Here is a 15112-nt window from a genome sequence, read left to right as displayed (position 1 = left end):
CCTCGTCTCCTCACACATGGGCCGGCTGTGCGCCGGTGGCCAGCGTCATAATGTTTTCCTGGCTGATCTCGTTCGCGCTTAATTCACCGGCAATGGTGCCTGCACGCATTACGTAAACCCGGTCGCTCATCCCCACCACTTCCGGCAGCTCGCTGGAGATCATCAGAATCGCCACGCCCTGCTGCGCCAGTTGGCTCATCATGCGATAGATCTCACTCTTGGCACCGACGTCAACACCGCGCGTCGGTTCATCGAGGATCAGGATGCGCGGTGCGATCGCCACCCAGCGCGACACCAGTAGCTTCTGCTGGTTGCCGCCGGAGAGGCCACCGGCACGGACCTGAGCATGGGGGACACGGATGTTGAGGGTCTGGATCGCTTCGCTGGCAATCTTCTGCCCTTTGCGGCGATTAAGCAGACCGTAACTGGCATCGCGTTCCAGCGTCGCCATCACAATGTTTTCCTGCGCCGCCAGTTCGAGAAACAAGCCCTGCTCTTTCCGGTTCTCGGTAAGAAAACCGATGCCGTGGGCGATGGCTTCACGCGGTGAATGAATTTTTACCTGTTCGCCATCGATCCAGATTTCCCCGCTGCTCGGTTTGTGCACCCCAAAAATCAGCTGCGCCAGCTCGCTGCGCCCGGCACCCACCAGTCCGGCAAGACCGACAATCTCCCCGGCCCGCACCGCCAGACTACTGGGATAAACCTTTTTGCCATCGCCAAGGTGATTCACGGCGAGACGAATGGCGCCGAACGGAATGGATCGATCTTTGTTAAACAGATCGCTGAGAGGCCGCCCGACCATCATGCGCACCAGCTCGCTGGCGTTCAGCTGGTCACGCGTCAGGCTGCCAACGTATTGACCATCGCGCAGCACGCTGACCCGGTCGGAAAGCTCATACACTTCCGCCATACGATGGCTGATATAGATGATCGCCATGCCTTCACTGCGCAGACGTTTGATCAGCGCAAACAGTTGCTCGGTTTCGCGATTGGAGAGTGCAGCGGTCGGTTCATCCATCACCAGAATGCGACTTTTGCGATGCAGCGCACGGGCAATCTCCACCTGCTGCTGCTCAGCAATACTCAGTCGGCTTACCAGGTCAGTGGCGCTGAACTGCGCACCCAGGCGGTCAATCACCTGTTGTGCCTCTTCTGCCATTTGACGGCGTTTGACTAAACCGGCGCGAGTGATTTCACTGCCGAGGAAAATGTTCTCCGCCACAGTCAGGTTGGGTGCCAGGTTGATCTCCTGGTAAATCAGGGTGATGCCCGCCGCCAGCGCCTCTTTCGGACCTTTAATGGCGTAAGGCTGCCCATCAATCAGGATCTCCCCGCTGCTGGCGGTGTAAGCCCCGGCGAGGATCTTCATCAGGGTGCTTTTGCCTGCGCCGTTTTCCCCCATCAGCGCATGGACTTCACCGGGCCAGACCGTCAGGTCCACCCCTTTCAACGCGTAAAAGCTGCCAAAACGTCGGGTGATTGCCCGCATTTCCAGAATCGGTGTGGCCGTCATCGCTGCGCTCCTGCTGGCAAAGGGTGCAGCGAGTTAATCAGCGACAGATAAATGGAAAATGTCAGCCGCCATTTATATTTGTCATATTTCACCGCCGACCGACTTCTATACTCGCGCTGAATGAGGCCGGTTGGAGGGTGCAACATGAGTCGGAGCCTGGGCGCACGCGGTCGCCTGCTGCTGTTTAACCTGCTGGTGGTGTGCGTCACGCTGGCGGTCGGCCTCGTCGCTATTAGCGGATTTCGCCACGCCGGTCACATTCAGGAACAAGCCCAGGCGCAAACCCTGGCGGATATGAACGGCAGTCTGGCACTGGCACGCGATACCGCCAATGTGGCAACGGCGGCAGTGCGTTTGTCGCAGGTGGTGGGGGCACTGGAGTATCAAAGCGAATCGGCGCGGCTACAACAAACCCAGCAGGCGTTGCAGCAGTCGCTGAGTCGGCTGGCAAGCGCACCGCTGGCGGCACAGCAACCGGCGTTGTTGCAACGTATTCGCGAGCGTAGCCAGATGCTGGAACAAAGTATCAATCAACTGCTGCTGAAAGGTCATGAACGCCATCTGCAACGTAACCTGATGTTGAGTGGCTTGTGGCAGGCGCAGCTGTTGCTCAACCATATCGATAGCCTTGTCACCAGCCAGCCCCTGTCCCTCGACCTGCGTCAACAAACCGCCCGCCTGCTGACCGTGGCGATTCAGTCCACCGCGCCACAGGCAGCGGTGCGCCAACTGAATTCACTCAATGCCGCCTGGTCTGCCACCCCGTTGCAGGGGGTACTGGCTGACAAAGTGCAGCAACTGGTCAGCACCGAGTTGACGCTGCTGCCGGTTGCCAGCCAACTGGAGCAGAGTGATATCGCTATCGCCTATGCCACCTATCGCATCAAAGCCCTGGTGGCGATGTTGAATGATGACATCACCCATTACGTGCAACTGGTCGCGCAGCAGAATGACGCCCGCAGCCAGGCCACCCATCAGGAACTGGATTCCATCATCGGTTTTATCGTGCTGTTTATGCTGCTGGCGCTGCTGATCACCGGTTATGCCGGTTATTACATTTATCGCAACCTGGGCTCCAGTCTGACCGCGATCGCCCACGCCATGACGCAACTGGCGCAGGGGGAGAAAAGCGTCAACGTTCCTGGAATGGCACGGCGCGATGAACTGGGCGATCTGGCGCGCGCCTTCAACGTCTTCGCCCGCAATACCGCCTCGCTGGCGCACACCTCACGCCTGTTAAAAGAGAAAAGTAACCAACTGGAATCAACCTTTCTGGCGATGCGCGATGGCTTTGCCCTGTTCGATAACGGCGGCGAGCTGGTGGTATGGAATGCACAGTACCCGCAACTGCTCGGCATTGCGCCACGCGAGCTACATCGCGGCCTGCATTACCAACAATTGCTGAAGCGGCTGGAGATTGAACTGCATGGGCTGGGTGAAGCGCAGGAAGTGCGGCTGGCCGATGGCCGCACGCTGGAGTTGCGCTTCAGTCCGGTGCCACGGCGTGGCATGGTCAATACCGTACTGGAACGCACGACACGCAAAGCGTTGGAAGAAGCGCTGTTGCACAGCCAGAAGATGAAAGCCGTCGGGCAACTGACCGGCGGTCTGGCGCATGATTTCAACAATCTGCTGGCGGTGATTATCGGCAGTCTGGCCCTGACCGTCGATCAACTGCCGCCCGGCACCCTCGCCAGCCGGGTGGAGCGCGCCCGTCAGGCCGCCGACCGCGCGGCGCAACTGACCCAGCGGCTGCTGGCCTTTTCGCGCAAACAGGCGCTCTACCCACGCGCCGTGTCGGTGGTGGAGTTGGTGGATAACCTTCAGGGCTTGTTGCAGCATTCGCTGCTGCACGGCCAGCGACTGGTGATCGAGGCGCAGCGCCCCGGCTGGCCCGCGTGGATCGACGCCGGACAACTGGAAAACGCGCTGATGAATCTGGTGGTCAATGCGCGCGATGCGATGGAAAAACAGAGCGGCGAAATCCGTCTGCGTATCTGGCATCAGCACCGCGATGAAGGCGATCGTGTCACCATTGAAGTGATCGATCACGGCTGTGGCATGTCGGCGGAGGTACGCAGTCAGGTGTTTGAACCCTTCTTTACCACCAAAGCGCTGGGTAGCGGCAGCGGGTTGGGGTTATCGATGGTGTATGGCTTTGTCCGGCAATCTGGCGGGCAGATTGAACTGGAAACCGCCCCCGGCCAGGGCACCACCGTACGCCTGTTGCTGCCGCGCGCACCAGTCGTCGCCCAACCCGTCCCTGCGCCACTTCCCGCCACGCTCAGCGACAGTGCTGACCGGCTGGTGCTGGTGCTCGACGACGAACCGGCAGTACGCCAGACGTTGTGCGAGCATCTGCACCAGTTAGGTTATTTAACGCTGGAGTGTGGCGATGGCGAGAGCGCCCTCGCGCTGCTGCGCCAGACGCCGGATATTGAATTGCTGATCAGCGACCTGATGCTACCCGGCAGCCTGAACGGGGCGGATGTGATTCGCCAGGCCCAGCAGCACTACCCCCATCTCGCCACCTTGTTGATTAGCGGACAGGATCTGCGCCAGACGCCAGTAATGCTGCCGCTGTGTGAACGGCTGGCAAAACCCTGGCATCAGGCGCAACTGGTACAGGCGCTGGAACGCGCCTGGCAACGCAGTGAACGGCTTAATCGCGCCCGGCAGGCTGCCACAGCGGCACCGCTTTCCCGCTGATATAACGTTTACGCAGGCGGCTGGAGATGACATCCATCATCATCACGATGGCCGCCAGAATCAGGGTGATAAACATCACCACGTCCCAGTTCCATAAACGCATATTCTCGGCATACACCAGACCCACGCCACCCGCACCGACAAAACCCAACACCGCCGCCGAACGGGTGTTAGATTCAATCTGGTACAGGCTCAGGGCCAGGAAGGTCGGGAACGATTGGGTAAAAATGCCGAAGCGATGCTTCTGCAAGCTGTTGGCTCCGACCGCGCCAAGCCCCCGGCTGGGCGAGCGTTCCACCGCTTCATGCCCTTCGGCGTAGAGCTTGCCCAGCAGGCCGATATCCTGCATCACAATCGCCAGCACCCCGGCCAGCGGCCCCATTCCGACGGCGCGTACAAAGATCAGCCCCCAAATCGCCATATCGATACCGCGCAGCACATCCAATACACGACGCATCAGCAGGGAAATCGGTCGGGTGATGGAACCGTGCATGACATTCCGCGCCGCGAGAAAGGAGATCGGTAACGCCAACAGCGTGGCGGTCAGGGTTCCGGCAAAAACAATCGCCAGTGTGATGCCAATCTGCGACAGGTAGTAACCAAACGGCCAGTTGGCAAAATCCTGCCAGACAAACATGCGCAGGAAATAACGTCCCAGTTGCTGGCAGCCGATCAGCAGGCGGCTCCATTCGATACCAAAGAATTCAAAGAAAAAAACGTAGTACAACAACACCGCCAGGGCGATCAGGGCGATCCGACGCAGGTAACGATTTTGCGCCGCAAACAGTTCCGGGTGTTGCTGCTTCAGCCGGCTGATATCCGGGGCCAGGGCGATCATGCGCGTTCTCCTTCCACCACGCGGCGGCGCAACCAGCCGGAGAGCGTATCCAGCAGTGACACCACCACAATGATCAGCAACAGCGTAATGCTGACCTGATCATAACGATCCAGTTTGATATTGGTCATCAGCTCCTGACCGATGCCCCCCGCGCCGACCAGACCAAGAATGGTCGAGGAGCGGAAGTTGATCTCCAGACGCATAAAGCTGTAGGAGAGAAAGGTCGGTTTGACCTGCGGCCAGAAAGCAAAACGCATCCGCTGCAATTTGCTGGCACCACAGGCGGCGAGGCCGCGTACCGGTTTGTCCGAGGCGCTCTCAATCGCTTCATAAAACAGCTTGGTCAGGCTGCCAATGGTGTGCAGCGCCAGGGCGAGAAAACCGGGGATCGCGCCGATACCAAAAGCCATCACAAACATCACCGCCCACGCCAGTTCCGGCATGGTACGCAAAAAGGCGACAAAAGCACGAATGGCGACGCGTGCGCTCTTTGGCGACTGAGTGTTATCGGCGGCGAAAAAGGCCAATACGGCGGCGATACCCACGCCGAGCAACGTGGAGGAAACTGCCAGTTGCAGGGTTTCCCAGATCAGCGGCAACTGGATATTCAGGCGATACCCCCAGTAAGCCAGGGAACCTTCGGTTTTGACATCGGCAAACAACACCGGCAAGTGCAAAACCGGCAGGGTTTCGCCGATGTAGTCAAAGAAATGCGGCAGCGATTGCCAGACCGTCACCAGGTTGAATTCTGCGATGTTGCCCGCAGCGAGATACAGCGCCACCAGCAGCAATGACCACAACAGCGTGTCACGCTTTTGCTGACGGCGGATGCGTTGGTAGTAGTGTTCGAAGTCGGTCAACGGGGGGAGTCCTGTGGTTGTGTGAGGTGCAGGTTGCTGCCCTCACCCTAACCCTCTCCCGCAAGCGGGAGAGGGAACAGATCGAGCAAGGGAACAGATCGAGCATATGGCACATCTCCCTCTCCCTTATGGGAGAGGGCCGGGGTGAGGGTCACAGACCGCAGAGGTCTACCCGCGGCTACCCTTCATCAGATCACGTTTCATATCAATGATGTTCTGATAATCCGCTACAGTTGCCGCGCCGATATGCTGCTCACCGCCCACCGCTTTAACAAAGCAGCTATGATCCTCTTTATCCAGTTTCTTGATGGTATCCACCACTTTCTGTTTAAAGTCAGCCGGCAAATTGTTGCTTACCAGGATCGGGCCATTCGGGATCAACGGTGACTGCCAGATGATGCGAATCTGCTTCATCAGGTCCGGGTGGTCCATACGAATCAGACGACCAAAGGCACCCGAGGTGTATCCGGTGTTGTAGTCGCCCACCAATGAGGTCCAGGTCACCGCCCCGTCGAACTGACCGTTCAACACGCCGAGGATGTCCTGCTCATGGCCGCCAGAGAAGGTTACGTTAGAGAAGGTGCCTTTGTATTTGTCATCTACCGTACCGCCAAACTCTTTCTTAAACGCCTGATTTGGCATCAGGAAACCCGACGTTGAGTCCGGGTCAGCCATACCAAACGATTTACCCTTCAGGTCTTCCAGCTTTTTGTAGGGGCTGTCGGCCTTGACGATCACCACCGAGTGGTAACCTTTCGAACCGTCTTTGTCATCCACCACGATCCCGACGATATCCACGGCTTTCGGGTTTTGCAGGTAGACCGAGGCATAAGATGCGGGTGACATGCTCAGTACCAGGTCAATCTTGTTACCCAGCAGCCCCTGAATCACGCCTGAATAATCAGACGAGTTACGCAGTTGCGTGTCGACATTCAGTTCTTTGTCGAAGAAGGTTTTCACGCACTGGTTGTCACCAATCTGCTGGGTGGCGTTCTGACCGCCCAGAATCCCGAGGTTAAGCTGTTTTGGTGCATCCGCTGCGTTAACGCCAAAAGCCATCAGAGCGCCAGTCAGTAAAGCTAAAGAAGTCAGTTTCATTGGTGGTTATTCTCTTGCCGTGGGAGTTAGTGGAGCTGGTTAATTTCGTCGCCGTACAACTCGTGCAGCAGACCGTCGGTCAACTGCGCAGGATGTCCGTCAAACAGCACTTTGCCGCGCTGGATGCCTATCACGCGGGTGCAGTAGTTTTTCACCAGTTCAATCGAATGCAGGTTCACCATCACGCTGATGCCCTGTTCGCTGACCTGGCGCAGCACGTCCATGATGCGTTTGGTATTTTTTGGGTCGAGTGAGGCTACCGGCTCATCAGCCAGCAGGATTTTGGGGTTTTGCATCAACGCGCGGCAGATCGCCACACGTTGCATCTGACCGCCCGACAGGTTCTCAGCGCGTTGCAGCGCCTGCGGCAGCATGTTCATCCACTGCAACAGTTCAATCGCCTGCGCACGGTCGGTTTCGGAAAACACTTTGAAGAAGGATTTCAGCGTAGAGGTCTGGCTGAGACGGCCAAGCAGGACGTTGGTCAACACATCGAGACGCGGCACCAGGCAGAAATCCTGGAAAATCATGCCGCATGCGCTGCGCCATTCGCGCATCTGGCGGCTGTTGAGTTTCACCACATCATGCTGCTCCGCGCTGATAATGGCACCTTTGGACGCGCTGATGGTGCCGTTCAGCATATGTAACAATGTCGATTTGCCTGCGCCAGAGCGGCCAATCACCGCTACCAGTTCTCCCGCATGCAGATCGAAACTGACATTATCCAGCACGCGATTTTCACCGTATGCCTTGCACAGTCCCTGCACCGACAGCACCTTATGGCCCTGCTGAATGTGCGGAACATAAGGATTGTCGATCACGGTTTTCAGTAGTGCCTGTGCCATCTTCCGCTCCGTTTCATCTGAGATGTGAATTGCCCGCTTATTACGGCCAAAGGCGATGAAGGCTTGATGACAGGGAAATGATCAAACGGTGACAGCGCCCGTTACGGTTTAGTGCGTTCTGTAGCGGCGCGATTTATCGCGCGGATTTTTCCTGCAACGCGCACGAAATTGCGTGATAAATCGCGCCGTTACAACCACTCACGTAGCTGAGAAAGCGTCTCCGCCAGCGCCCCATCGTTATTCAACGGGAAGCTGTGCGCAGGCAAAGGTTCTGCCGCGCGCGCCAGCCGACGCGCGATCTCTGCCTCGCTTTCGCGCCCGCGCTGGCGCAAACGCGCCGCCAGAATCTCGGGTGACACCTGCAACACCAGCGGTAGCAACTGACTGCCGTAGCGCTGTTGCGCCACTGGCAGGTGCAGACGTGAGCCGTTAACCAGCACGTTAAGCCCGCGATCCAGCCACTGGTCGATCTCGGTGCCGAGGCCATACCACAGCCCGTGCGCCTGCCAGCTCAGGGCAAACAACCCGAGGGCTTCACGTCGCCGGAATTCCGCCTCACTCAGCGCCACATGGTTTTCACCGCCCGCATCCGCCGGGCGGGTAATGTAGCGATGGGCGATCACCAGACGTTCTGGCGGCGCTTCACGCAGCGCGTTGAGCAGGCTGTCTTTACCCGAGCCGGATGGCCCGGTCAGCCAGATCAGGCGTGCCATCAGAACACCAACCTGCCCTGTGACCACACATGACGGATATGCGGGTGGCCGTGATCGGTATGCGCCAGCACCAGGTCGGCTCGCAGCCCTTCGGCGATGATGCCGCGATCGCGCAGGCCAATCGCGCGCGCCGGATTACGCGTCACCAGCGCCATCGCCTGGGGCAATTCCAGCGCGTTGCGTTCATCCGCCACTAACCGGAACACCGCATCCAGCAGACTGGCCGGGTAGTAATCGGAGGAGAGAATATCCAGCAGACCGGCACTCGCCAGCTCCCAGGCCGCTACGTTGCCAGAGTGCGACCCGCCACGCACAATATTGGGCGCCCCCATCAGAACCTGCATTCCACAAGCGCGCGAAGCGGCTGCGGCTTCCAGCGTGGTTGGGAACTCGGCAATGGCGCTACCGACCTCATGTGATTCGGCCACATGCGCGGCGGTTGCATCGTCATGACTGGCAATCGGGATACCGCGCGCCCGGCACATGGCGGCAATCGCATTACGGTTCGGTTGTGACCATTCCGCCGCCAGCGCCAGTTGCTCACGCTCAAATTCATCCATCTGCTGGTCATTCAGCTGGTATTTGCCCTGATAATAATCGCGGTACTTCTCCAGTGACGCGTACTGACGCTGTCCAGGTGAGTGATCCATCAACGACACCAGCGACAGTTCCGGCGTGCTGACCAGCGCCTCAAACAGCGACAGCGTGGTGTGATAAGGCAATTCACAGCGCAGATGCAACTGATGATCAACGCGGTTAAGTCCTTTGCGGTTGCTGTCGCGGATAGCCTCGATCATTTTGTTGAGGTTATCGAGGCGATGCCCGCCGTCACGCACATCACCGACGCCTATCGCATCCAGTACCGTGGTGATGCCGCTGGCAACCATCAGCGCATCATGGCTGCTCATCGCCGAGTGGGCTGGCCAGTCCACTTTCGGGCGCGGAGTAAAGAATTTATCGAGGTTGTCGGTATGCAACTCCACCAGCCCCGGCAGTAAGTACGCCTGCTCACCGTCCAGCGCACCGGGTTGCTGACTGTTGCTATCGCTAAAGCTGGCGATACGGCCATCGCGCATCTCCAGCGATCCAGACACCACTTCATCTTCCAGCACCAGTCGGACGTTATTGACGATCATGCTTCTGCTCCTGTTTGTACCGGCTGCATGACGTGCAGGCGATCGGCCACGCGTGCGCGCACCGCTTCGTCATGAAAAATACCCACGATGGCCGCGCCACGCGCGCGCGCCTGTTCAATCAGTTCCACCACCGCCGCACTGTTGGCGCTGTCCAGCGAGGCAGTCGGCTCATCCAGCAGCAGCACCGGATAGTCAGCGATAAAGCCACGCGCGATGTTGACGCGTTGCTGCTCCCCGCCGGAAAAGGTGGACGGTGCCAGCGACCACAAGCGTTGTGGCACGTTAAGACGCGTCAGCAGCTCTTTGGCGCGCTTTTCGCAAAACGCACGTTCCACGCCACGCTCCAGCAGCGGCTGCATGACGATTTCCAGCGTCGGCACCCGTGGGATCACCCGCAAAAACTGGCTGACCCAGCCGACGGTATCGCGACGGATGGCAAGGATCTGGCGCGCCGGAGCCTGCGCCATATCGATCCACTCCCCCGCATGTTGCAGCCAGATATGGCCGCTGTTGGCCTGATAGTTGCCGTACAGCGCACGCAGCAGCGTGGATTTTCCGCTGCCGGAACGGCCATGCAGCACCACACACTCCCCGGCGCTGACCTCAAGATTGGCATCATGCAGCACCGGTAGCGCCACACCGCTCTGGTTGTGCAGCACAAAGGTCTTACACAGCTTCTCCACGCGCAGTTGCGTATTCATGGTTGACTCCGCCATTAGTTAAGCACCGAAGAGACCAGCAGTTGGGTATAAGGATGATGCGGATCGTCCAGCACCCGATCGGTGAGGCCGCTCTCCACTACCCTGCCCTGTTTCATCACCAGCAGACGATGCGCCAGTAGCCGTGCCACGCCGAGATCGTGGGTGACGATCACCACCGCCAGATTGAGTTCACGCACCAGGGTGCGCAGCAGATCGAGCAGGCGCGCCTGCACCGACACATCCAACCCGCCAGTGGGTTCATCCATGAACACCAGCGACGGCTGCGTGACCAGGTTGCGAGCAATCTGCAAACGCTGCTGCATTCCGCCGGAAAAGGTGGTCGGCAGGTCGTCAATACGCCCGGCCGGGATCTCCACATCCTGTAACCAACGCATCGCTTCGGCGCGAATGTTGCCGTAATGACGTTGCCCCACCGCCATCAGTCGCTCGCCAATATTGCCCCCCGCCGTCACCTGCGGGCGCAGACCATCCAGCGGATGCTGATGCACCACACCCCATTCGGTACGCAATAATCGACGCCGCTCGCTTTCGCTTAACTGATAAAGATCGCGATCGCGATAGAGAATGTTGCCCTGCTGCGGTGCCAGACGGGCTGACAGGCTACGCAGCAGCGTGGTTTTACCGGAACCGGATTCGCCCACAATCCCCAGCACCTCGCCGGGATAGAGGGCAAAACTCACTTCTTCAAACCCTTTGCCGGGTGCGTAGAGGTGGGTAAGGTCATTGACCGCAAGCAGCGGCTGTTCACTGTGCATGCTGTTGTTCCTGCTGCTGGTGGCAAAAATCGGTATCGGAGCAGACAAACATGCGCGTACCGGCATCATCCATTACCACTTCATCGAGATAGCTGTGGCGTGAACCGCACAGTGCACAGGGTTGGTCCCATTGCTGCACGCTGAACGGGTGATCGTCGAAGTCGAGGCTTTCCACTTTGGTATACGGCGGCAGCGCATAGATGCGTTTCTCACGCCCGGCACCAAACAGTTGCAGTGCCGGCATCATATGCATTTTCGGGTTGTCGAATTTGGGGATCGGTGACGGGTCCATCACATAGCGATCGTTGACCTTCACCGGGTAGGCGTAGGTGGTGGCGATATGCCCGTAGCGGGCGATATCCTCATACAGTTTCACCTGCATGATGCCGTACTCCTCCAGCGCGTGCATGGTACGGGTTTCGGTTTCACGCGGTTCGATAAAGCGCAACGGTTCCGGGATCGGCACCTGGAAAATCAGGATTTGATCTTCCTCTAACGGCGTTTCCGGGATGCGGTGACGCGTCTGGATCAGGGTGGCATCATGGGTGCGCTCGGTGGTGGCTGCACCGCTGACGCGCTGGAAGAAGCGACGGATCGACACCGCGTTGGTGGTATCGTCGGCCCCCTGGTCAATCACCTTCAGTACATCCTGATCGCCGATAATGCTGGCGGTGATCTGGATACCACCGGTGCCCCAGCCATAGGGCATCGGCATTTCACGTCCGGCAAACGGCACCTGATAACCCGGGATCGCCACCGCCTTCAGGATGGCGCGGCGGATGGTGCGTTTGGTCTGCTCATCCAGATAACCGTTGTTATAGCCGCTCAGTTCACTCATCTTTCTGCTCCTGATGCTGTTGGCGCAGCCGCTTGAGCAACTCCAGCTCCGCCTGGAAATCGACGTAGTGCGGCAACTTCAGATGCGAAACAAAACCTGCGGCTTCCACGTTGTCGGCATGCGCCAGCACAAACTCTTCGTCCTGTGCCGGGCTGGTGATACGTTCCTGGTATTCATCGCTTTGCAGCGCACGATCGACCAGCGCCATCGCCATCGCCTTGCGCTCGGCACGGCCAAACACCAGACCGTAGCCGCGGGTGAAATGCGGTGCGCTGTCGCCCTGGGTGGTAAAGCCGTTGACCATCTCACACTCGGTCAGCAGGATTTCACCGATCTCAATCTCGAAACCGAGTTCTTCCGGGCAGATGGACACGCTGAGATAACCGGTGCGGATCTCGCCGGCAAACGGATGGTTGCGGCCATAGCCCCGTTGGGTCGAATAGCCGAGCGCCAGCAGGAAGCCTTCGTCACCGCGAACCAACTGTTGCAGACGCGCCGCACGCGAAGCCGGAAACGTCGGTGGCTCACGGGTGATATCGCACGGCTCACTGCCATCGTCCTCTTCGCGGGCCGCCAGCCCTTCTGCCGTCATCATGCTGAACATATGCGGGCAGTGCTGGGCCAGCGCCTGGTCGTCACGCGGTGCCGCTGGCGTTACGCCGTTCGCCAGCAGGGTAAAATCCAGCAGACGGTGGCTGTAGTCATAGGTGGGGCCAAGCACCTGGCCACCCGGCAGATCTTTGTACACCGCCGAGATGCGCCGTTCGATGCGCATCGCGTCAGTATTCAGCGCCAGACTGTCGGCAAGGCGTGGCAGCGTGGTGCGGTAAGCGCGCAGCAGAAAAATCGCTTCCACCAAGTCGCCGCTGGCCTGTTTGATCGCCAGCGCCGCCAGTGGGGGATCGTAGATTCCGCCCTCGGTCATCACGCGGTCCACCGCCAGACCAAGTTGTGCGGCCAGTTGGTCACAATGCAGCTCCGCCAGTGAGCGATCGCCGCGACGCAGATCGGCCTGAAGCTGATGGGCGCTGGCTATCGCCTTTTCGCCCCCTTTCACTGCGACGTACATCAGCACACCTCCACGTCGGTGGTACGCGGCAGTGCCATCATCGCTTCGCCACAGGTGAAGATCAGATCGACACCCTGCGGGAACGGATGTGGACGTTCGCGCAGGTAATGCAGAATCGCCTCCGGCAATTGCGGTGCAATGGCGCGGGTTTCGCGCAGGCCGGGGCCGGAGAGTCGCAGGGTCAGGCCGCCGTTCAGTGCCGGGACTTCCACAATCAAGGTGGTGCTTTTTTCCGGTGACAGGTTATCACCGGCCGCAAAGTACGCCGGATCGGGGTTGGCGCTGGCATGGGTCAGAGCAAACGGCGCATCGCGCTCGCTGACAATCGGCACACCGGTATGAAAACGCAGATTGTTGCGCAGCAGTTCGTTATCCAGCGTGCCATCCAGCCACAATGCGCTTTCCTGGTCGACCAGCGTCAGCAGCACCGCGGTGGCCGCCGGGGAGAGATCGCCCCAGCCCTGTGCCAGTGGCAACGCCACCATCACGCCCGGCTCGCTCATCGCTTTCAAAATTCGACGGAAGGCACGCTGCGCGTCAGCCACCGGATGGTTAAAACTTGCCAGTAATGTCATCAGTTATCTCCGCGAACCAGCGTAAAGAAATCCACTTTGGAGCTGGCGATTTCGCGTGCGCGCAGCTGGCGCTGCTCCTCACGCAGGGCCGCCAGCGGGGCAATCACTTTTTCTGCAATCAGCGCCTGGGTTTCCGGCTGCTGTAATAAGGCATCAATTAACGCGCAGCGCTCGGCATGCGCTTTGTCGCGTCCCAGCACATAGCTGAATCCCAGGGTGCCGTCGTGCAGCTTAACCACCGCGCGTGTCACCGTGGCATCACCCATTACGAAGCGTTTGCCGCTGCCGCCCATGCGTGCCTGCAAACGCGTCAGGCCAGTTTCCGCCGGGCGCACGCATTCAAAACGCGGGGCGAGGCGCAGCGGCTGCCAGTGGGCTTCCAGTACGCTGGCATCGCTGTGAGCCAGCACGGAGAGCCAGTTCTGGCGGGCTGTTGGTTGTTTCATTAGTGCTCCAGAGTCAGTTCAATCATGTCGCCGCGCGTCAGGCTGACGGAGTATTCCGCCACCTGCCCGTCGCTGTTTTTGTTCAGGGTGCGCACGCATAACACCGGCGACTGCAAGGCAATCTCCAGTTGCTGACACTCCTTCGCCTGCGCCCGGCGGGTGCTGATGCGGGTTTGTGCACGGGTCAGTTGCAACCCGAGATGCTGTTGCAGATAGTCATGCAGCGATCCGCTGTGGAACTGCTGTAACGCAGGCCACCAGCGCAGTTCGGACAGAAAGTGGTTAATGACGCAGACCGGCACGCCATTGACGCGGCGCAGGGTACGCAGATGAATGACGTCATCGCCTTCATTGACGCCCAGTGCGGTCGCCACATCGTGGCTGGCCGGACGCAGCACCGCCAGCAGACGCTCGCTGGTGGGATGGCTGCCCTGCTCCAGCAGGTTCTGGCTGAAGCGCGCCTGGGCGTGTAACGGGTAGTCGTAAGGCCGCATCAGCACCAGGATGCCGACGCCATGCCGCCGTTGCAGCAGCCCTTTGTTTACCAGTTCGTCTACCGCACGGCGCAGGGTGTGGCGGTTAACGGCATAATGTGCGGCCAGCTGTTGTTCAGAAGGCAGGTAATCGCCACAGCGATATTGTTGCTGCAACGCCTGCTCCAGTTGGGCGGCGACTGCCTGATATACAGTGGTCGGATGTCTGGATATCTCCATCACCATCAATACCTCGCTCGCGAGTGTTGAGGAAACGCAGCAGAGGCGCTGCGGGATGGCGACTACCTTGACCCAGACAAATGACAATGCCGTGACGGCTCAGTGACGTGCTGATGAATTTGCTTTTGGACAGCAGGAAATGACTACAATGGCGGGGATTTTAATAAAAAAATTTTAACTGTTTCCTTTGTGACGACGCTCAACTATTTTTTTGCCTTTTTCACAACATTAACACTTCCCTTGCGCAATGCAGCTTTTCAGACTTCTGCTAAGTTAAAT

15 protein-coding genes are annotated in these 15112 nt (G+C 59.0%); 1 reads left to right on the top strand and 14 read right to left on the bottom strand.

The genetic code is table 11. The annotated features are described in order from the left end of the window. Positions 1 to 10 precede the first annotated feature (10 nt). Positions 11 to 1516, bottom strand: a complete 1506-nt coding sequence (locus tag L579_RS03085) for a sugar ABC transporter ATP-binding protein (protein ID WP_021182808.1) — start codon at positions 1514 to 1516, stop codon at positions 11 to 13. 144 nt (positions 1517 to 1660) lie between these two features. Here L579_RS03085 and L579_RS03080 point away from each other — a divergent pair, with 144 nt between their 5' ends. After that, positions 1661 to 4225 carry an ATP-binding protein gene (locus L579_RS03080; RefSeq protein WP_021182807.1) on the top strand — a complete coding sequence of 855 codons (2565 nt, stop codon included), beginning with the start codon at positions 1661 to 1663 and terminating at the stop codon, positions 4223 to 4225. Here L579_RS03080 and phnE (L579_RS03075) read toward each other — a convergent pair. The 13 genes from phnE (L579_RS03075) to phnF all read right to left on the bottom strand — a co-directional run bounded on the left by phnE (L579_RS03075) (position 4179) and on the right by phnF (position 14833). Next, complete coding sequence (gene phnE, locus L579_RS03075; RefSeq protein ID WP_021182806.1) at positions 4179 to 5063, bottom strand: phosphonate ABC transporter, permease protein PhnE; 885 nt, start codon at positions 5061 to 5063, stop codon at positions 4179 to 4181. The two genes, L579_RS03080 and phnE (L579_RS03075), sit on opposite strands and share 47 nt — an antisense overlap. Beyond that, the gene (gene phnE, locus L579_RS03070; RefSeq protein ID WP_021182805.1) at positions 5060 to 5923 is read right to left on the bottom strand and encodes a phosphonate ABC transporter, permease protein PhnE; all 864 of its coding nucleotides are present in this window, start codon (positions 5921 to 5923) and stop codon (positions 5060 to 5062) included. Before phnE (L579_RS03070) ends, phnE (L579_RS03075) begins: the two co-directional genes overlap by 4 nt. 168 nt (positions 5924 to 6091) lie before the next feature. After that, positions 6092 to 7021, bottom strand: a complete 930-nt coding sequence (gene phnD / locus L579_RS03065; protein ID WP_021182804.1) for a phosphonate ABC transporter substrate-binding protein — start codon at positions 7019 to 7021, stop codon at positions 6092 to 6094. 26 nt (positions 7022 to 7047) lie between these two features. Continuing rightward, positions 7048 to 7866, bottom strand: a complete 819-nt coding sequence (gene phnC / locus L579_RS03060) for a phosphonate ABC transporter ATP-binding protein (protein WP_021182803.1) — start codon at positions 7864 to 7866, stop codon at positions 7048 to 7050. 188 nt (positions 7867 to 8054) lie between these two features. Next, complete coding sequence (phnN, locus tag L579_RS03055; RefSeq protein ID WP_021182802.1) at positions 8055 to 8579, bottom strand: ribose 1,5-bisphosphokinase; 525 nt, start codon at positions 8577 to 8579, stop codon at positions 8055 to 8057. Continuing rightward, positions 8579 to 9715 (bottom strand): alpha-D-ribose 1-methylphosphonate 5-triphosphate diphosphatase, encoded by a 1137-nt coding sequence (gene phnM, locus L579_RS03050; RefSeq protein WP_021182801.1) that lies wholly within the window; start codon positions 9713 to 9715, stop codon positions 8579 to 8581. Before phnM ends, phnN begins: the two co-directional genes overlap by 1 nt. After that, entirely contained in the window at positions 9712 to 10416 is a 705-nt protein-coding gene (gene phnL / locus L579_RS03045) for a phosphonate C-P lyase system protein PhnL (RefSeq protein ID WP_021182800.1), read from the bottom strand. The genes phnM and phnL overlap by 4 nt, the downstream gene beginning before the upstream one ends. 14 nt (positions 10417 to 10430) lie before the next feature. Further along, a complete protein-coding gene (gene phnK, locus L579_RS03040) occupies positions 10431 to 11192 on the bottom strand; it encodes a phosphonate C-P lyase system protein PhnK (RefSeq protein ID WP_021182799.1) in 762 nt (253 codons plus the stop codon). Then, complete coding sequence (locus tag L579_RS03035) at positions 11182 to 12030, bottom strand: alpha-D-ribose 1-methylphosphonate 5-phosphate C-P-lyase PhnJ (protein ID WP_021182798.1); 849 nt, start codon at positions 12028 to 12030, stop codon at positions 11182 to 11184. The genes phnK and L579_RS03035 overlap by 11 nt, the downstream gene beginning before the upstream one ends. Next, complete coding sequence (locus L579_RS03030) at positions 12023 to 13099, bottom strand: carbon-phosphorus lyase complex subunit PhnI (protein ID WP_021182797.1); 1077 nt, start codon at positions 13097 to 13099, stop codon at positions 12023 to 12025. The genes L579_RS03035 and L579_RS03030 overlap by 8 nt, the downstream gene beginning before the upstream one ends. Next, positions 13099 to 13674 (bottom strand): phosphonate C-P lyase system protein PhnH, encoded by a 576-nt coding sequence (gene phnH / locus L579_RS03025; RefSeq protein WP_021182796.1) that lies wholly within the window; start codon positions 13672 to 13674, stop codon positions 13099 to 13101. The genes L579_RS03030 and phnH overlap by 1 nt, the downstream gene beginning before the upstream one ends. Then, positions 13674 to 14120 carry a phosphonate C-P lyase system protein PhnG gene (phnG, locus tag L579_RS03020; RefSeq protein WP_021182795.1) on the bottom strand — a complete coding sequence of 149 codons (447 nt, stop codon included), beginning with the start codon at positions 14118 to 14120 and terminating at the stop codon, positions 13674 to 13676. Before phnG ends, phnH begins: the two co-directional genes overlap by 1 nt. Continuing rightward, positions 14120 to 14833 (bottom strand): phosphonate metabolism transcriptional regulator PhnF, encoded by a 714-nt coding sequence (phnF, locus tag L579_RS03015; protein ID WP_036625082.1) that lies wholly within the window; start codon positions 14831 to 14833, stop codon positions 14120 to 14122. The genes phnG and phnF overlap by 1 nt, the downstream gene beginning before the upstream one ends. Positions 14834 to 15112 lie beyond the last annotated feature (279 nt).

Source organism: Pantoea sp. AS-PWVM4 (genome assembly GCF_000468095.1).
In the GTDB taxonomy this organism is placed as follows: domain Bacteria; phylum Pseudomonadota; class Gammaproteobacteria; order Enterobacterales; family Enterobacteriaceae; genus Pantoea; species Pantoea phytobeneficialis.
The sequence above is the reverse complement of the archived record's forward strand: the minus strand, read 5'-3'. Positions and strand labels throughout refer to the sequence as shown.